Source organism: Vibrio paucivorans, assembly GCF_054053395.1.
Genome location: NZ_CM133230.1, coordinates 1,332,743 through 1,351,536 on the forward strand (window position 1 = coordinate 1,332,743; position 18,794 = coordinate 1,351,536).

The 18,794-nt window shown below is 45.4% G+C and carries 15 protein-coding genes and 4 tRNA genes; 9 read left to right on the forward strand and 10 right to left on the reverse strand.

Going from position 1 to position 18,794, the window contains the following annotated elements:
- Nucleotides 1-105: 105 nt before the first annotated feature.
- Nucleotides 106-819 carry a histidine utilization repressor gene (hutC, locus tag ACXABW_RS06250; protein ID WP_457524588.1) on the reverse strand — a complete coding sequence of 238 codons (714 nt, stop codon included), beginning with the start codon at nt 817-819 and terminating at the stop codon, nt 106-108.
- Nucleotides 820-957: 138 nt separating this feature from the next.
- Between hutC and yqfB the strand changes: the two genes are divergently transcribed.
- Nucleotides 958-1,275 carry a N(4)-acetylcytidine aminohydrolase gene (yqfB, locus tag ACXABW_RS06255; protein WP_252030507.1) on the forward strand — a complete coding sequence of 106 codons (318 nt, stop codon included), beginning with the start codon at nt 958-960 and terminating at the stop codon, nt 1,273-1,275.
- A 72-nt stretch (nt 1,276-1,347) separates the two neighbouring features.
- Here the strand turns inward: yqfB and ACXABW_RS06260 are convergent, their stop codons facing one another.
- On the reverse strand, nt 1,348-1,674 hold the full coding sequence (locus ACXABW_RS06260; protein ID WP_252030508.1) for an HI1450 family dsDNA-mimic protein: 327 nt from the start codon (nt 1,672-1,674) through the stop codon (nt 1,348-1,350).
- A gap of 3 nt (nt 1,675-1,677) precedes the next feature.
- Nucleotides 1,678-2,244, reverse strand: coding sequence for an elongation factor P-like protein YeiP (yeiP, locus tag ACXABW_RS06265; RefSeq protein ID WP_457524590.1), 567 nt, complete (start codon nt 2,242-2,244; stop codon nt 1,678-1,680).
- A 133-nt stretch (nt 2,245-2,377) separates the two neighbouring features.
- Between yeiP and ACXABW_RS06270 the strand changes: the two genes are divergently transcribed.
- Nucleotides 2,378-3,145, forward strand: coding sequence for a nucleotidyltransferase domain-containing protein (locus ACXABW_RS06270; RefSeq protein ID WP_252030511.1), 768 nt, complete (start codon nt 2,378-2,380; stop codon nt 3,143-3,145).
- Between the two features lie 24 nt (nt 3,146-3,169).
- On the opposite strand, the gene ACXABW_RS06275 is transcribed toward ACXABW_RS06270, so the two are convergent.
- On the reverse strand, nt 3,170-5,533 hold the full coding sequence (locus tag ACXABW_RS06275) for a DNA polymerase II (protein WP_457524591.1): 2,364 nt from the start codon (nt 5,531-5,533) through the stop codon (nt 3,170-3,172).
- A gap of 374 nt (nt 5,534-5,907) precedes the next feature.
- Here ACXABW_RS06275 and uvrY point away from each other — a divergent pair, with 374 nt between their 5' ends.
- From uvrY to ACXABW_RS06310, 7 genes are all read left to right on the forward strand, one after another.
- Complete coding sequence (uvrY, locus tag ACXABW_RS06280; protein ID WP_252030513.1) at nt 5,908-6,552, forward strand: UvrY/SirA/GacA family response regulator transcription factor; 645 nt, start codon at nt 5,908-5,910, stop codon at nt 6,550-6,552.
- Nucleotides 6,552-8,384 (forward strand): excinuclease ABC subunit UvrC, encoded by a 1,833-nt coding sequence (uvrC, locus tag ACXABW_RS06285; RefSeq protein WP_457524593.1) that lies wholly within the window; start codon nt 6,552-6,554, stop codon nt 8,382-8,384. The genes uvrY and uvrC overlap by 1 nt, the downstream gene beginning before the upstream one ends.
- 46 nt (nt 8,385-8,430) lie before the next feature.
- Nucleotides 8,431-8,988, forward strand: a complete 558-nt coding sequence (gene pgsA, locus ACXABW_RS06290) for a CDP-diacylglycerol--glycerol-3-phosphate 3-phosphatidyltransferase (protein WP_252030515.1) — start codon at nt 8,431-8,433, stop codon at nt 8,986-8,988.
- A 275-nt stretch (nt 8,989-9,263) separates the two neighbouring features.
- Nucleotides 9,264-9,337 (forward strand) — tRNA-Cys (locus ACXABW_RS06295).
- A 3-nt stretch (nt 9,338-9,340) separates the two neighbouring features.
- Nucleotides 9,341-9,416: transfer RNA gene (locus tag ACXABW_RS06300), tRNA-Gly, on the forward strand.
- Between the two features lie 78 nt (nt 9,417-9,494).
- Nucleotides 9,495-9,581 (forward strand) — tRNA-Leu (locus ACXABW_RS06305).
- 29 nt (nt 9,582-9,610) lie between these two features.
- A tRNA-Gly gene (locus ACXABW_RS06310) sits at nt 9,611-9,686 on the forward strand.
- A gap of 69 nt (nt 9,687-9,755) precedes the next feature.
- Here ACXABW_RS06310 and ACXABW_RS06315 read toward each other — a convergent pair.
- The 6 genes from ACXABW_RS06315 to ACXABW_RS06340 all read right to left on the reverse strand — a co-directional run bounded on the left by ACXABW_RS06315 (nt 9,756) and on the right by ACXABW_RS06340 (nt 18,733).
- Nucleotides 9,756-11,519 (reverse strand): DUF1501 domain-containing protein, encoded by a 1,764-nt coding sequence (locus ACXABW_RS06315; protein WP_457524595.1) that lies wholly within the window; start codon nt 11,517-11,519, stop codon nt 9,756-9,758.
- Between the two features lie 2 nt (nt 11,520-11,521).
- Nucleotides 11,522-13,024: a DUF1800 family protein gene (locus tag ACXABW_RS06320; RefSeq protein WP_457524596.1), complete on the reverse strand. Its 1,503-nt coding sequence runs from the start codon at nt 13,022-13,024 to the stop codon at nt 11,522-11,524.
- 282 nt (nt 13,025-13,306) lie between these two features.
- Nucleotides 13,307-14,125, reverse strand: coding sequence for a carbohydrate deacetylase (locus ACXABW_RS06325; RefSeq protein WP_457524597.1), 819 nt, complete (start codon nt 14,123-14,125; stop codon nt 13,307-13,309).
- A 54-nt stretch (nt 14,126-14,179) separates the two neighbouring features.
- Nucleotides 14,180-15,256, reverse strand: coding sequence for a PQQ-dependent sugar dehydrogenase (locus tag ACXABW_RS06330; RefSeq protein WP_457524598.1), 1,077 nt, complete (start codon nt 15,254-15,256; stop codon nt 14,180-14,182).
- A 219-nt stretch (nt 15,257-15,475) separates the two neighbouring features.
- Complete coding sequence (locus ACXABW_RS06335) at nt 15,476-15,649, reverse strand: hypothetical protein (protein WP_457524599.1); 174 nt, start codon at nt 15,647-15,649, stop codon at nt 15,476-15,478.
- 273 nt (nt 15,650-15,922) lie between these two features.
- Entirely contained in the window at nt 15,923-18,733 is a 2,811-nt protein-coding gene (locus ACXABW_RS06340) for an Hsp70 family protein (protein WP_457524601.1), read from the reverse strand.
- Nucleotides 18,734-18,794 lie beyond the last annotated feature (61 nt).

Below are 18,794 nucleotides of genomic sequence, written 5' to 3' on the forward strand. Positions count from 1 at the left end.
CATCCAGTGATTAGTTTAAATGTATATACAAATTAATAGTGCATTATTTAGAATTGAGCAAGATGAATGTTGTGGAAATGTGATCAATAAATAGGACGAAATGCTCTAATCCAATATGATTTTAGAGCTTAATTTGTACTTAGAGCCTGGGTGATAAAGCAATGCAGAGCTGACTAAGTTATCTTTGCTCCAAGTACGTCTGTTGAGCAACAAGCAAGGCTCAGATTGCTTAAGCACTAGTGATTCTTGTACATGTTGATCTGGCAGAACGGCTTCGACGGTATGTTCAATCGCACTGAGTGGACAGTTATTCGACAGGTATTCGTTTGGAGTCATTTCAGAGAAGTTCTGAGACAAGTAGTCAGGCGCGTGGGAAGGGTTGACCCAGCGAACTTCGAGTTGTATCGGAGTGTCGTTTTCAAAGTGAATGATTTCACTATAGAAAATTTCTTTACCCAGCATGACACCTAGCTTAGTTGCGATGGTGTCATCAGCGGTGACTGCGAGTTGTTTCTTGACTTCACTGCGGTAGTGTTTTCCGCGTTGGTTGACTTCATCGGCAATATTTCGAATGTCGAGTAGTGGTGATTCTGCTTTCTCTTCTGGTGCGCACACAAAGGTTCCGGCTCGCGGTTTTCTTTGTAGTTTTCCCTCACTCACAAGATCTCGAATTGCCTTGTTGACGGTCATACGACTCACACCAAATTGTTTGGTGAGCTCGAGCTCTGTGGTTATCCGATGTCCGACAGGCCAGCGTCCTGATTCGATGTTATCTGCTATGAACTGTTTAATTTGAATATAGAGAGGAGAATCAGACATAAAAACACTCGAATTAATTGACTATACAAATAGTGTGGCAATTTACCGAAAATTGCAACTCTGGTGCTTGTTTTCATGATTGCCAAGCTGAAAGTAATGGATCTACAATCTGCTCGTCTTAAATAAACAGGGGCAGGTATGGCTCATCCAACGGAAATGACCTTTTTTGAAAGGTTCGAAAGCGACATTTTATCTGGCAAGAAAACCATCACAATTCGCGATGAAAGTGAACGTGACTATAAAGTAGGCTCAGTTGTCGATGTTAATACGTTAGAAGAAGGGCGTTGGTTCTGTAAGTTAGAAATCCTTTCAGTAGAGCCTATTCTATTTGGTGAACTGAACGACTTCCATGCTCAGCAAGAGAATATGACGCTAGACGTGTTGAAAGGTGTGATCCAAGATATTTATCCCGGCGTCGAGCAGTTGTATGTCGTGAGTTATCGATTAGTCGATTAGTCGATTAGTCGATTAAGCTCACCAGATAAACAAAACGCCAGCTAAATAAGCTGGCGTTAGTAAAGATGGGGTTTAATCACGCTTCCAAAGCATATGACAGAACTTATGATCTGGGTCGCGGCTAATCAGCATGCGAGCGAACACGTCATCAAGAACGTCATCTTCTTCGTTCACTAAGCCAATGCGTACTTCAGCATAGACTTCTTTATCGATTTCAAACCCTACGTGACCCACCCAGTCATCGCCAGTTTCCACTAATTCTGCTGCACCGCGATCTTCAAATTGTGCCGTGAACAAAATCACATCGGCAGGCTCTAAGTTATCTGGCGCCATCTCAAGAAAGATGTCGTATGCGGCATCAATGGCGTCGTCGTAAGAGATTAGGTTGGTATCAGACATAGATTAAGCTCGGTTCATGTATTTACGTTCAGCTGTGTTTACAACTACGCGATCACCGGTAGCAATGTACTCAGGTACTTGAACAGTTAAGCCAGTTGAAAGGCGAGCAGGTTTAGTACGAGCAGAAGCTGAAGCGCCTTTAATCGAAGGATCGGTTTCTTCAATGACAAGCTCAACCGCTGCAGGGAGTTCTAGCGCTACGGCAGTACCATCAACCAATACTAGGTGTAGGCCTTTGATTTCTTCAGTGATAAATTGCAGCTCGTCTTCGATGTCTGCTTGCTTGAATGTGAACTGAGAGTAGTCTTCGTTATCCATGAAGATGTGCTCATCGCCATCTACGTAAGAAAATGAAGCAGCACGCTTGTTCATTTCTACCGTACCAAGTACGTCATCTGACTTGTAACGTTCGTCTACACGTGCACCTGTATTTAGGTCAGTACAACGTAGTTTGTAGATTTTTGCACCGCCACGGCCACCTGGAGTCGTTACTTCGATGTCTTTGATAAGAAGCGTTTTGCCATTTGACTCAATCGCAAAGCCTTTTTTAAGTTCACTTGCCTTTGGCATGGAAATTTATCCTTTATGTTTGGTTTCGACGCATTATAGCAAGGAGAAGGAAAGAAGGAATATCTTGATTGATACTCTTGTCTGAGCGAACATTAAAGAATGTTCCAATTCGCTGAAAACAGACCAATCTCGCATGACCTTACCTGTGATTGACCCCTCGCAACCTTTTCAACCTGAGTATCAACCTGCAATCGATGATCTATTGAAGTTCTTGAAAGGCGGACTTGGTTCTAACCTACATAGTGTTTACTTGTATGGCAGTGTCGCGCGGAAACAAGCGAAGTTAGGCGAATCGAACCTTGATGTTGTGGTCGTCACTCATCGTTCTTTCTCTGATACACGTACGACTTTACTCAACACCATAAAGTGGCGTTTTCAACAGAGCTTCCCGTTCATTACCGAGATTTCTATTAAAACCGCACTGGTCAGTGACGTGGCTAGCTTAGACAGTTTGTTCTCATGGGGCTTTATGCTTAAGCATTGTTCAGTGTGTATTTACGGTGAGGATCTGTCGGAGTGTTTTGGTGAATATGAACCAAGCTGGGAAATAGCCAAGCACTGGAATATGGATACTGAAGATTGGGTAGCGGTGTATCGCAATCGCATTGCTCGCAGTGCTAAGCCAGAAGAGCAGATCAAAGCGCAAAAAATCATTGCGAAAAAATTGCTTCGAGCCAGTTACTCTTTGGTGATGCATAAAGACAAGCGATGGTTTGATTCACCAATAGAATGCGGCCAGCAGTTTCTCAAATTCTATCCAGAGAAACAGGTCGAAGTCGATCGCCTAGGTATTTTACTTACCAATCGGGCGATACCTAAACGCTCAGTCGTTGGGATATTAGATAGCTTCGGTGACTGGTTAGTTGAACAATATAAAAAGACCGAGTTTCGCATTGGATAACAGAGGCCAAAAGTATTGCAGGTGTTAAAACAGCCCTAGTTGAGGCTCACTCAGGCGAGCAAAGTCTAAGCCGATAAAAGGCAGGATCGCATCTGCAATCGGCTTTAACTGTTTATCTATGTAATGCTGGTAGTCAATTGCGCTCTTCAAATACTCTTTGGGTTCTGGGCCATTTACCGTAATAAGGTACTCAACCCGTCCGCGATTTTGATACTGCAGCGGCCTACCTAGCTGCGCATTAATTTCATCGGCCATTCTTGCCGCTCGGACCTGGGGTGGAATGTTTTTCTGATATTCGTGCAGCTTTCGACGTAGCCGCTTTTGGTAACTCAGTTCGTTATCAAATTTGCCTGCCAATGTATCCTCAACAAACTCTCTTACGTACTGCTCGACAGGCTGATCGTGAAATACCAAGTGGTATAGATGCTGCTGAAATCGTTGAGAAAGCGGTGTCCAGTCGGTGCGAACGCTTTCTAGGCCTTTAAATACGATACGTTCTTGGTCGCCTGTACCGATAAGACCCGCATAACGTTTCTTGGAACCGGTTTCTGAACCACGAATAGTTGGCATTAAGAATTTGTGGTAATGGGTCTCATACTCGAGCTCTAGAATCGAGGTTAGCTGGTATTCGTCTTGTAGGTGTTGGCTCCACCACTGACTAATGTGTTCGACTAATTCGTTGCCAATTTTGTCAGCTTGCTCCTGAGGATAGCGCCCATTTAGCGACACAAATGTAGAATCGGTATCACCATAAATCACTTGGTAACCTTTAGCCTCAATGAGCTTTTTGGTTTGCTTCATGATTTCGTGGCCGCGCATCGTGATGCTAGAAGCGAGGCGGGTGTCGAAAAAGCGACAGCCAGACGAACCAAGCACGCCATAAAATGAATTCATGATGATTTTAATCGCCTGAGAAAAGGCTTTCTCATTGTTCTTCTTCGCGACGTCTCGAGCGGCCCAGAGTTCTTCGATCATATGTGGCAGGAAATGTTTAGAGCGGTGGAATTGTCCACCTCGGAATCCTTGCACAGCTTGGTTACGCTCTTTACCTACTTCAAGCTTTAGCCCTTCAATGAGGCCCATTGGGTCAATCAAAAAAGAACGAATAATAGAAGGGTAGAGGCTTTTGAAATCCAACACTAATACTGAATCGTATAGATCTGGAATCGAGTCCATGACATAGCCACCCGGACTAGCAATCCAGTTTTCAGAATGTAAGTTAGGAGCAGCATATCCCGCTCGGTGAATCTGAGGCAGGTACAAGTTGGTGAAAGCGGCGACGGAGCCCCCAACTCGATCGAGTTCTAATCCAGTTAGCCTTGATCGTTCTATCGCAAAGTCGAGTAGGTGAGTGTGTTCAAAGATCTTATTGACCAGTACGCAATCTTGAAGATTATATTTGGCCAATGAAGGCTTATCATTACGGAACATTCGATTGATTTCGTCCATTCTGTCATGAACATTATGAATGTCTTTTCCTTCCCCAAGTAACTCTTGCGATACTGATTCTAAAGACCAAGAACGGAAATTGTAGGTCGCAGTTTTGAGTGTATCTATACCGTCTAGAACCACGCGGCCAGGGATAGTAATAAACCCTTGCTGACTTTGATTCGAATTTCGGAAGAAGCTCGCCTGACCGCCACGCCCTATATTTAGCTTTAGCTTGTGCCATTCTGCGCGCTTGTGCAGAAGTCGAAAATCAAAATCGATGACACTCCAACCGATCACCACATCAGGGTCGAAGCGCTGAAACCAGTCAACCATTGCAACCAGTAAGGCATGCTCGTCCTTGACCCACTGAATAGGAGTTTCAGATTCTTCTGGCTCACCGATCATAATGACTCGGCTGTCCATTGGGCTATCAAGTCCGATGGAATACAGAATCCCTTTCTCTGAGCATTCGATATCTAGGGAAACCATTTGCAACTGTGGGATATAGTTGCCTTTACGGCACTTTACAGAGCGAACCTTACTGTGACCTTTATGAGTTTGGGGATTGCCGCTGAACTCAATACTGCCTTTAATAAACCGCTCCATCAGAAACCGGTCGGCAAGCCTAACATCGGACTCTAAAGTGAGAATATCGTGGTTAGTCAGTAAGGCGGCTATGGTTTGAGATTCACGAATCGTAGCGGTATAGCAAGCCATTAGAGGCTCTTGGTCAAAGCTGGAGAGCGGGACAGGCTTTAACTCCGCTTTTAAAGCGTTCTGTTCAATCAGAGCAATAACTTCTTTGGCATCAGCAGCTCGAACGAAAAAAACTGGCTTTTCTGCTTCAATGATTAACTGCATTGGGCCAGTTGCAGTGGTCACCCATAGATCGATCTGCGTTTGGCCGGAAAAATCGCGAGATTGGCGGGTGAGTACGAAGCCTTGCTGGATGTTCAAGTCGATATCTCGGTTAATTGATTGCCGTTATGACGGTAAGGTCGGGAATGATAGCAAATCCTAGATATAGAAGAAATTCTTGGTTGTTTGATTAGGATTTGGCCAGTGAACAAAGGATATTAGAACATCTAAAACTGCCTATAATTTTATCAATGTCACTTTAGACTTCTTAACCTTATCGTTGATAAGTGATTGATTTAGTGATCTATTGATGATTCTGATCACGTGAGAACAATTAGTGCTTGCTAAAGTTAACGTTTAGGCACATATTCAGTGTAAGCAAATTTTCAAAAATGAGTTAAACTAGGCAGCAATGCTGCTATCCACTTCCTGAAGTGGGTGCAGAGCCAAGTAAAAAGTGTGGAGATACAAGTTTGATAAATGTTTTCCTTGTAGATGATCACGAGCTGGTTCGCACAGGGATACGACGTATTATTGAAGACGTCCGTGGAATGAACGTAGCAGGGGAAGCTGAAAGCGGTGAAGATGCAGTAAAATGGTGTCGCAATAATCATGTTGATGTCATTTTAATGGATATGAATATGCCAGGTATTGGTGGCCTAGAGGCCACTAAGAAGATCTTGCGTTTTAATCCAGATGTGAAAATCATCGTTTTAACTGTTCATACGGAGAATCCGTTTCCAACTAAAGTGATGCAAGCAGGCGCAGCTGGGTACCTAACTAAAGGTGCTGGCCCTGATGAAATGGTTAATGCAATTCGAGTAGTGAATAGCGGTCAGCGTTATATCTCTCCAGAAATTGCACAGCAAATGGCCCTAAGCCAGTTTTCACCGGCTTCAGAAAACCCATTCGCAGACTTGTCCGAACGTGAACTTCAGATAATGATGATGATCACTAAAGGGCAGAAAGTTACCGATATTTCAGAGCAGCTAAACCTAAGCCCAAAGACGGTGAACAGCTATCGTTACCGTTTGTTCAGCAAACTCGATATTAGCGGAGATGTGGAGCTTACCCATCTGGCTATCCGACATGGAATGTTAGACACCGAGACCCTATAGTGACCACCCCATTTGACTCGGTTACCTTTCTAAAAACTGTTACCAATCAGCCCGGCGTTTATCGAATGTATAACGCCGAGGCTGTTGTTATTTATGTAGGCAAAGCCAAAGATTTAAAGAAACGTTTGTCGAGCTACTTTCGTAAGAAGGTAGACAGCGAGAAGACGCGAGCTTTGGTTAGCAATATCGATAAAATCGATGTCACTGTTACGCACACTGAAACCGAAGCGCTCATTCTTGAGCACAACTACATAAAACAGTACTTACCAAAATACAACGTACTCCTTCGTGACGATAAATCTTACCCTTACATTTTCCTAAGTGGGCATAAGCATCCTAGGTTGTCGATGCATCGCGGGGCAAAAAAACGCAAGGGCGAATATTTTGGACCTTATCCAGATTCGGGAGCAGTACGCGAAAGCCTACATCTAATTCAGAAGATCTTCCCAGTTAGACAGTGTGAAGACACGGTATACAGTAACCGAACTCGTCCGTGTTTGATGTACCAAATCGGCCGATGCGCCGGCCCCTGTGTCAGTTCAATCATTTCGGATGAAGAGTATGCAGAGTTAGTGAACTACGTTCGCCTATTCCTGCAAGGTAAAGACAAACAGGTATTAGAAACGCTTATTGAGAAAATGGAGCAAGCTAGTCAGGCGCTTCGATTTGAAGATGCTGCTAAGTTCCGCGACCAAATACAAGCGATTCGCCGAGTACAAGAGCAACAGTTTGTCTCTGAAGACACCATGGATGACATGGATGTATTGGGCTTCTCGCAAGAGAACGGGATTGCGTGTATTCATATTCTAATGATACGGCAAGGTAAGGTACTCGGTAGCCGCAGTCACTTCCCCAAGATTCCAAACGATACTACGCAGCAAGAAGTCTTTTATAGCTTCTTGAGTCAGTACTATTTTAGTCAGAGCGAAGCGCGAACCGTGCCGACTCGAATCATCCTGAATGAAGGGTTATTGGAAGAGTCTGCATCGTTACAGCAGGCGTTAACCGAGTTGGCTGGAAGGAAAGTGACGTTCCATGTTAACCCAACGGGTACTCGTGGCCGTTACCTCAAGCTTGCCAACACCAATGCCTTGACGGCGATTACCACTAAGATTAATCACAAGATGACGATCTCTCAGCGCTTCAAAGAATTGAGAGAAGTGCTCGCGATGGATTCCATCTCCCGAATGGAATGTTTCGATATTTCCCATACTATGGGCGAAAGTACGATTGCTTCTTGTGTCGTGTTTAATCATGAGGGGCCAGTAAAGCAAGAATATCGCCGCTACAATATTAGCGGAATTACAGGCGGCGATGACTATGCCGCGATGGGGCAAGCGTTAGAGCGTCGTTATTCAAAACAACTTGATGTGGAAAAAATTCCTGACATCATCTTCATTGATGGTGGTAAGGGCCAATTGAACCGCGCATTTGAGATTATCTCAAAACACTGGGATGACTGGCCAAAACGGCCGAGGATGATTGGTATCGCAAAGGGCGTGACGCGTAAACCGGGTTTGGAAACGTTAATTACAACCGATGGCGAAGAATTCAATTTACCAAGTGATGCTCCTGCACTTCATCTTATCCAGCATATACGGGATGAAAGCCATAATCATGCGATTGCGGGACACAGAGCTAAACGAGGTAAAACTCGCCGTACCAGTGCCTTAGAAGGTATTGAAGGGGTAGGGCCGAAGCGTCGTCAAGCATTGCTAAAATACATGGGGGGCTTGCAAGAATTGAAACGAGCAAGCGTTGAAGAAATCGCCAAAGTACCGGGGATTAGCCATTCTTTGGCAGAAAACATCTTTCAAGCATTGAAACAATAGCAAAAATCCCGCACCATAAACGCGCAATAAATAAGAGCAAATAAATATGCGTTTTAATATTCCCAACATTTTGTCTTTATTACGACTTTTTCTGATCCCAGTTTTCGTCGTTATCTTCTATCTCCCTTATAGTTGGTCTCCTTTCGCTGCGGCAATGGTCTTCTGGGTAGCAGGTTTCACAGATTGGCTAGACGGCATGTTGGCACGAAAACTCGGTCAAACCTCTCGTTTTGGTGCATTTATCGACCCAGTTGCCGATAAAGTGTTGGTTGCGACGGCGCTTATTCTTATTACTGAGCACTACCATAGTATTTGGGTCACCATTCCAGCGGTGACGATGATTGCTCGAGAAATCATTATTTCAGCACTACGTGAGTGGATGGCAGAGATCGGCAAACGAGCGAGTGTTGCCGTCTCTTGGGTTGGTAAGGTTAAGACGCTAACTCAAATGTTCGCTCTATGGGTGCTGATTTGGCGTTATGATGACTGGATGGTTTGGGTGGGCTATGTAGCACTATACGTAGCAACCGCACTGACATACTGGTCGATGGCACAGTACCTTATGGCAGCTAAAGACGATTTACTAAGTGAAGAACATCAATAAAAGAACGGGCGAAAGCCCGTTTTTTTATGCTTGCGATATAGTGACGTTGAATTGAGCTACTGAATGAGTAAGCTGGGTAGGGGGATATACAGTTAACTAGTGGAAATTCTGGGAAAATTTGCTAGAAAAATAATCAATTTAGGCCGTTTTGACTGTAAATTAGACAAACGATTCAAAAAATAAAAAATAGTGTTGACTCATCTGAGTGAATCCGTAGAATGCATCCCGTACCCAAGAGGAACGCAACAAAACAGCGAATCACTTGGAGTTACGAAGGCGTGTTGGCAGAGTGGCTATGCAGCGGATTGCAAATCCGTGGACCTCGGTTCGACTCCGGGACGCGCCTCCATTTGCGACACTAGCTCAGTTGGTAGAGCGCAACCTTGCCAAGGTTGAGGTCACGAGTTCGAACCTCGTGTGTCGCTCCAAATTTTGGAGTGTAGAACGCCTTATAGGAAGTTCGATGCTAAAGATGGTGTCTTACCCATCGCAATAAAGAATTGCGTGCCCTGGTGGTGGAATTGGTAGACACAAGGGATTTAAAATCCCTCGGCGTTCGCGCTGTGCCGGTTCAAGTCCGGCCCGGGGCACCATCGATTAAGCCTACGTCTGACGTAGCAATGCGACACTAGCTCAGTTGGTAGAGCGCAACCTTGCCAAGGTTGAGGTCACGAGTTCGAACCTCGTGTGTCGCTCCAAATTGGAAACCCAGCCTTATGGCTGGGTTTTTTCATTTTCTGCTCCTAAACATATGAAATGAAAGGGAGCTATTGCCCCCAAACCTCCACATGCCTAAAGTTGTTCCACTGAGCTAGTGAAGCGTTTGTATCACTATTTCCTTGGCATACGAAACGAATATATTTTGCTTGGTAAGAGCCTGTTGGGTACTCGACCATTTGGTCACTTTGTCCGGCTGTATCAATACTGGTGGCATCCTCAAACGTGATGCCATCCTGACTCACTTCGATATCTAAGTAATAACGTCGCTCATCTCCTTTGGCTTGGGCAAACTTTAGCATTGTCACTGTAGACACGCTCTCTAGTTCAACGGTGTATTCAATGTTTCTGCCATTTGCTGACCACTTGGTGTTTAGGTCTCCATCGATACCATGAGCAATTTTGTCTATGCCATTTGGGTTTTCTTCGCTGGCAGAGGCTCCAATGATATTTAACTTGTTCACAGGGGATTGGCCACAGCTTTTAAAAATGGGTATCGCTTCGGGATCGTATCCAACCAAGGTTGGAAACATGGCTTCGATGCCATCGTTTTTCACGCCTACCCAGCTTAATAGTGTGGCATGGAACAGATCGACACTCATTGTAGGAACAACGCGTCCACGGCTGAGTAAGTCAGCACTACTGGAGGACAGGTCAGGCCAAATCCCATGAACTTGATTACCGTTAAGGTCGCCTCCTAACACCATCTGACAATTGCCCCAGCCATGGTCCGTACCTGAACCATTTGGAATTAACGTGCGTCCAAACTCTGAGAAGGTAAAAGTGGTCACTGAGTCTGTAAGCCCTTCTTGGTCCAAGTTTCGGTAGAACACAGAAAGCTGAGAGGCGAGTAGACGAAGTAGCTCACCTTGGTCGCGTGTTTGATTACTGTGAGTATCAAATCCTCCCAATGTTACAGAGAAAAACTGAGCCGGATGCTGGAAAGCATCGCGAGCGAGCAGCAGCAATAGTACGACTCGGAGCTGCTTTCCGAGTGATGTGTCTAAGTTAAACCCGTAAGGACAATTCTCTTCATCGACCAATATTTTTTCAAACTCATCAAACTTTTCTCTAGCATCAATACATAGCTCGGAGTAGTACTGCTTGAAAATAGATTGGCTGGTGATCTTTCTATCACGAAAGGCCTCGAACAATTGTTGGCCTTGATTGTGGAGCGACATTTTAGGCGGCATTGATGTTCCAATGCGGTTAGCCGTTTTCTCTTTGCTGTTCGTCCATACTGATTGGGAACCGACCTCAAAAATGGGTTCAAGCTCATTTAAGTTGTAGCCGGTTTCGAGCAAATATGCAGAACGTCCTCCCCAGCCTTCGTTACTAATGCTATTCCCTGTGTAGGTTTGGGTGATAGCGCTTTGATGATTGTGAGAGTAAAGATGAATTGGCTTTAGTTTATCAATGTCGTGAGCACGTTCTTTTGGTTGCATCCGCGGGCCAACATTGACAATAGGTACGGCTTTATTGTCATCAAATAGCCACTTCATTGCTTCAAGTTCTGGAGAAAGCGCTAGCTTTAAGCCGTCGTGTGCAAAGTTGAGATCGAGTAGCTGGTCTTTTTCAAACGCTAGGTTGGAACGAAGTGCTCGGTACAGCGCGTATTCTTTGTCTGCTTTGGGGACAAAGCAGTTAAATCCGTCGTTACCGCCTCCAAGATTGATTCCAACAAGGGCTTTATGTTGAGCTGGGGTATCACAAGTGGGGGAGAGGGCGTGTGCGAGTGGTGAGCTTAGGTTAAATGCAGTCACGCCGACACCAGAAAGGCTACCTTTAAGAAACGTTCGTCTTGATACTGTCATGGTTATTCTCCCTGAGTCATAAAGTCTGGCGATAGGATTAGCTGAACAATGAGTGCTCTAAGGCCATTAATGTTGTTGCGATTTACGGTTGATAGGTAATCTCTGACGATACTTATCATCGGTTGGCTCATCGTATTAGAGAATAGGTACTGGTCGAGCAGCTCAATTAGGCGCTCTAGGCTATTTGGATTATCGACATTTCGGTACTGAGTCTCGATTGCGTCGTAGCCAACGTACACATGGGGTTGTGTTTCAGACTCAAATCGCACAGCGAGATCCGTCACTTGTGCATAGTAATGGTGAATGTCGTCCCAGTTATACAGTTTGAATTCCGGTGCAGCTAAGCCGTCAAATCGTTCATCATTGGGTGCTTCTTCAGGTTGGTAGTGATAGAAGACACTAGGCCCGTCCATCAGTGTTCTACGGTTCTTCCAAGAAAAACCATCAGGAAGCATTTTGTATTGAGGTTTGAGCTTAAGATTTAGCGCTCTCATTGCATGTTGCAAAACAATCAATGGATCGCGAATTAGACCATCCTCAGTCACCTCACGTGAATAGGTCGCTTCAACGTCTGTCACAATCGAAGTGATTAGGGTCACCATGTCTAAGTTACTCGCATGAAAATCCTTTGCGACTCGGGCAACATACTCTCGGCTTGGATTAGACGTCACCATTTTCTGGATAAAGAATTTGCTGACAAAAGGGGCGGTATTTGGGTGCTTACAGAGCAAACTAATAAACGCATCCAGGTCTTGTTCACCGTTCAGACCCGCAGGAATGGTATCCCCTAGTATAGTTTTGGATTGGGTATTATGAGCAGACTCATTCATGGTCATTGGCCTGAGCCAGTCATCGTTATTGAGCGACCACCCTGTCATCACTTTTGCTGCTTGTTCTATATCTTGCTGAGTGTATGAAGGTATCGGTCGGTCGTTTGAGTCCTCAATTATTGAGCCGTCCATGCGCAGCAGATTTGGCCCGATGGAAAACAACTGCATGACTTCGCGGGCAAAGTTCTCATCAGGAGCAATCCCTTCGACATGATCGTTTCCAAGATAGGTCAGGTATTGGCCCATGACTGGTGAGGTCGACATGACCTTGAGTAATGTGGGGAAGTCACTGAAGCAGTGCTCTGACAACCCATCGTAGTATTTAGAGAATGCCAGTCGCCGGTCTTTCTTCTTCAGCTCAGGGTTATTGTTACTGACGACAAACAACTGGGTGAGTATGTAGCTTATGCGGTGGCGAAGAATATCATTTCGGTTAAGCAACATATCTGTGTATGCAATGTTGAAGTGTACATCAGTCCAATTTTCATTGTGATGTTGTTCTTGCATAAGATTCTGGCGGTTAACTAAGCTTGTTCGAAAAACATCGTGAACTTGCTCGTCAATCCAATTTTCAATGCTGCCTGCCTCCTGTACGTTTTTGATGTCGTGATATTTAAATCCCATCGTTGCTTGCAATAACAACTGCCTAGCGCGTTTATCGCTAATAGTGTTCATACCATCTGCCTTTTCTTTTATTAGATTCGAGTAAAAGATAGCGGCGGATTTTTAGAGCTTTATTGCTGGTATGTAAGCGCTTTGTCTGGCATTTCATTTCTTGAATCAAGGTAAATGAAAAAGGGAGCTTGTTGTTGCTGTTAGCAAAGTAAAATGAATAAAAATCATAAAGTTACCAATGGTAACAATAAAGTTTGATTAGGAAGGTCTGCGATAGTTGTAGCTAAAATCACCTGAGACAATACCTTTGATTAGTGGAGTGTCTCAGGCGAATAAGTGGAACTATGATTGGTGATTATTGCTAGCGGGTAAGTTATGTAAACCCAGAAGTTGCTCTATGTTGATTAGCTCAAAATTGTGCTGCTCTAGAAAGGTTTTAAACTCCAGTGAGCTGACAATATCTAAATCAGTCTGACGACACTGAGCTGCCCAGCATGATACAGGCTCTTCGGGTAACGCTAGGGCATTTTGCTCTTCGTTATCTAGGGCGCAGTGGCAAATGACATGGTATATCTCTTCTTCGTAGCGAGAGAGTCTGCCTGTAATCTCTTCATAAGAAAGGTGGGTCATAGTGAAACTGTCATCAAAGTACTTCAATTTTCCATTTTCGACCGCGTAGGTGTAGATCAAACCGTATTCATTGGCGACTTGCTCGACTGCGTCGGCAAGAGATTGGTATACCTCTGAACCTTCGAACAATAGCTCTGGCAACATATGCGTTTCAACGTGAGTGGGCTGAACGCCACTCTTAATGACTCTATCGATTTGCGCTCGATACTCTCGTTTTACATCCTCGATGTTGAGTGTATCTAGCAGTTCTTCGTAACTGGCGTAAAAATACCCTAGCTCATTACTTAAAGAGGGCGCTGCGGTTATTGGACCACACGACATGTTGGTCCACTCACAAGTGAGCGTTAAGTGCACCCCAATAGGTAGGTTATGTTGTTTGGTCAGGCGAATGGCTTCAGGTAACCACGGGCCAGACGCCATGAAATTGGAACTATGCAGTAACCCTTTCTGAAAACCTTGCAAGATACCTTGGTTAACACTGTGGCTGATTGCAAAATCATCGCTGGTGATAAGTAAATATTTTTTGGTCATAAAACGGCCGAATAGTGATTCGTAGTGAGTAAAAAAGGCAGTGGTTGATCTGAGTTATTTAGTCAGTCGATACACATTGCCATTGTCGGTGCTAAAGAAAATATTGCCGTCAGGAGCGACTTCGATGTCGCGAATTCGTTCACCTAGGTCTTCTAGTAGTCTTTGCTCATCAACGGCATTGCCATCGGCGTCAAGAGTGACGACATTGATGTGAGTGAGTTTAAGTGCGCCAGAAAGGAGCTTTCCTTTTAGGCTGGGAAACTTGTCGCCTTGGTAAATGACTAGGCTGCCAGGAGCTATGGATGGAACGTATACTTTTACCGGGGACTCTATCCCGTCTTTTTCTTTGGCTTCTCCGACGTTAATTGGCCCCCAGTATTCTTTACCGTGAGACGTTATGGGCCAACCGTAGTTGGCGCCTTTCTTAATTAGATTGATTTCATCTCCACCTCTTGGTCCATGTTCAATTGACCAAAGTCGTTGGGTTTTAGCGTCGTAGGCAATTCCTTGAGGGTTTCGATGACCAAAGCTCCATATTTCATCCAGTGCGTTACTGTCTTTGATAAAAGGGTTGTCTGTCGGAGTGCTGCCATCTGGGTTGAGTCGAACAATTGTGCCAGAGTGGGTTTGTCGATCTTGCCCGTTGTCACGCTCGCCTCTGTCGCCAATAGTGAAGTAGAGGTATTTCTCGTCGAATGCGATTCGGCTACCAAAGTGCCGTCCGCCATCGGATTGTGATTGAGTAATGAGGATATCCTGCCAATCTGAAAGTGTTCCGTTTTTGTACTGGGCTGTCGCGAGCGTTGTGGCAGCATCGCCATCAATATCCTTACTGTAAGTAAAATAAACGGTATTTTCATCGAAGGGGGAAAGTGCAACATCGAGTAAACCACCTTGTCCCTTTGCCCAAACATCACTGACCTGAAGAATCGGTGTGTGCTCTCCACTGGCGATATTAAGCTGTTTAATCACGCCATTCCGCTCTGTGACCAGCATGGTATTTTGGACAACATAAGCAAGCCCCCAGGGGATAATAAGGCCACTTGAAACCTTTTCGGCTTGCCAAGCAAAAGCGTTAAAAGACGCACATATCGAAAGGGTTAGAGCACTTAAGCGTTTGATGTATCTCATGGGGCAAAGATCCTCTGGCGACTTCATCGCCGCGGTAATTACGTCTTATGGGGTATAAACGGGTATGAAATACTAGAGAAGAAGCCTGTTCCTTCGACTTCCTCATCTAGCCTAACTGAATGTTGTTATTATAGTTTGTTGTATCTTCCTTGAAGGGATTTGTCACTAGGACTTTACTTTGCAGGGAGTTGTCTAGTTAACCTAGGCCTGATTCGCCGATCAAGACATTGGTTCTAGCGATTTATTCTCCTCTGGGTATGGGTGGTCAGCGAGTGTATCTAGATAGAGTTGATAGGCATCGTAAGTGCAATCACCAATGGCGTGTCGTGGACAAATATGAACATTGGCTCTATCTACCAGTTCCGTGTGGCAGTTTGGGCAGTACTTTTCCATCATTACCTCCAGATTTGCTAACGTTTCTCCAAGTCGGGATTAACTTGGTGATTAAACTTTAGTCAAGGATTTCGATCTGGAACAGCGAGAAAACGGGTTATTAATCTTTGTTTACACTTTGTGTGAACTTGAGCCCAATACGACCGTTTTATACTCTTGTTTTATTTAGATGATGAATGATTTAAGTTGTTGAAAATATTTAGCTATTTGGTGAGGGGCTTGTAAGGGTTGAGAACTAATAAGCCCCGAAAATATCGGGGCTTATTCATTGTATTAAGTGTTATTGAGCAACGACAAACCGCTTGGCAGCGCATCGCCAAAGATGCGTTTTGATTCATTCGCGGACAGCTCTTTGACTTGCTCGACAAGATCAACCCATGCATCAGGAACTTTGCTCTGCTTGAGCTTATCAAGTACCTGTTGACGGTAATCGTCGGAGATATCAAACAAACGATCGCCTGTGCGGCGGCAAATCATGACGGCAGCAAATGCGATCATCGGTTCTTTTTGCCAATTTTGTTCCAACAACTTAGGCAACCACTGCTCTGCCTGTTCCCTTGGAATAACACTGTGTTGGCTTCCATAGAGAGGGGTGCGCGACGCAAGTCTGCCTAGTGCCCACCAATGTGCTTGCTCAAATTGATTGTGGTTGATGGCTTTGCTTAAGCACCAAGTAGAGAGCAGTACTTTATCTTCTACTTCTAAATGCTCAAGGGAGGCGGCGAGTCGAACCATAGATTCATAGCCCATGTCCTGAGCTACTTTAGCTGATTGCGGGTTTTTCATTGCCCCTGGGTGCAAGTATTTAGCAATGTCGGCAAGGATGGTTTCTTGCTGCTCTTGGCTCAGCCCACCTGCAATACGGCGCCAGAAGACCCACCAGTCAGTCCATCCTTGGTGGTTCTTAAATTGAATACCTTGCTGGTACAGCCCCCATACTTGTTCGATGCGCCACGAGTCGGTGGCATCGCCAAACCCTGGGCGAAGTGCGAAGCCTGCAAGGCGTAACCAGTTTTTCTCGTGCGCTTCGGATCGGCGTCGACGTTTGCGCCCCAATGCAAAGGTATCAAAAAGCTGACGTAGTGTCGTAAAGTCCCATTCATCACGCTTACCGAGTTTCTTCTCGAGCTCTTTGGTGAGCGTTTTAATCTCTTTTGAGTCGGCGCTTTTTTTATTGCCACTGTAGATACGCGCAATCAGTTCCTTACACTCAGGCAAACGAGGGTGAAGGCTTTCTTGTTCGTTATCTTCTGATTTCTGGTTTCGTACTTCGAACTCTAGTGCCCAGCGTTTGCTGTCATCGTCGACATGTACACACTCCATTTTGAGCGTACCGACTTCTGTCAGTTGGCATGCAAGCTGAACTTCAACACGCTCTTTTTGGTTGGCTTGAAGCTCAACACCTTCTCCTTCTAGGGTTGAAATATAAGGAGGAAGCGGTGCGAATAAGTCTGGGTCAACATCCACCATAACGCCGTTTTGTACCGCAGTGTTATTGGAGAGTACATCGTGTGTGGTTGTCAGAAGATTAAAGCGAACGGGCTCTCCCAAGGTTAGGGAAAAGCGTCGACCACTCAAACGGATCTCTTGGCCTTCTTCTGTCCCTTTTGATAGTAGGCACAACGCCTTGCCCATCTTGTTTTTTTCTTGGAGATGTAGGAAGTATGAGCGGGCTGCGCCGCCACCAATCTTCAACTGCGCTCCGCGTCGAGCTTTGCCAAATGCGACGGCACCTAACGCCACCGACCAATCAGGGTGTGGGTTATCTAGCACTGTCACCGGCTCGCCGCGCCATTTCTCTAGCAACTGAGTGACCCGCGCTGTTACGAGTTCACTGTTGAACACACCGCCGTTGAGTAGCAAGCCGACAGGGATTGCTGGTTTGCTGGTGTCTTCTTGGCCAAGCGCAGAGTAGGACACTTGCTGGTGTTGATTCAGGAACTCAGCAACGTGCTTACTTACTGCTGGGTCGGCGACATAAGGCAATCCAAATTCAACAACCGCGCTGCGCCTTTTGTCTGGAGTCTGGCTAAAATCGGTGGTCGGGAAAAAACCATCTAGCGCAATTTGATGCACTTCTTGTTTGGTTAATCCAATGCTCTTTGTTCCGCCAAGTAATTTCGAACCACTACCCAGCATGGTGATTTTTACTTCATTGGGTGCATTGGCCGAAAGCAAGTTTTCCTTTGCTTTACGAGTCTGTTGGATCAGCTTGGTTAAGCTGGCAGCATTAAGCTTTTTGCTTTGACTAAAGCGCTGCTCAGCCAAATGAGCCAGTGCTAAATCGAGGTTGTCACCACCAAGCATTAAGTGTTCACCAACACCAATACGATCGAGTGATAGCTCTTCTTGCTGGTACTTGGCCTCGATCAAACTCAAGTCCGTAGTACCACCGCCGACATCGCAGACTAAAATGAGCGGCAGTTCTTTGAGTTCATCTGCGGCGGTTTGCTGGTGGCGTGCATACCAGTCGTAACAGACCGCTTGTGGCTCTTCGAGCAGAACGATTTTGTTTAACCCTGCGAGCTGCGCCGCCTCTAAAGTGAGTTTACGTGCGGTTTCGTCGAAGGACGCCGGAACGGTGACCACCACGTCTTGGTCTTCCAGTTTGTTGCTAGGGTTACGATAATTCCAAGCGAGGCGAATATGATTTAAGTAACTGGCGCTGGCGATAACAGGGGAGACTTTCTCGACATCCGCTGCGCCTGCCCATGGAAGAATCTCGGAACTTCGGTCTACGGCTTGGTGAGACAGCCAACTCTTAGCACTGGAGACTTGTCGGCCTTCAACTTTAGCACCCAGTTCACGTGCCCATTCACCGACGATAACGTGTTCGATATCACCAGTAACAGGTTTGTCGTCCCATGGTAGCGTGAGGTCAGAAGGGGATATTTGCCCTTGTGCTGGGTGATAACGGAATGAAGGTAGCAAGGGCTTGCGAACCACTTCACCAGGGCCGATTAATTGATCGATTTCAAATAGTGAAACAGGTGACTTCTGCAGTTGGTCGGTGATTTCACAGAATGCGACAACCGTATTGGTTGTACCTAAATCTATACCGACTAAAAAACGAGGAGATGCCATATAACAAAACCTTATTTATCATGGAAAAACGGCACCGATAGGTGCCGCAGGATTTTCCGTA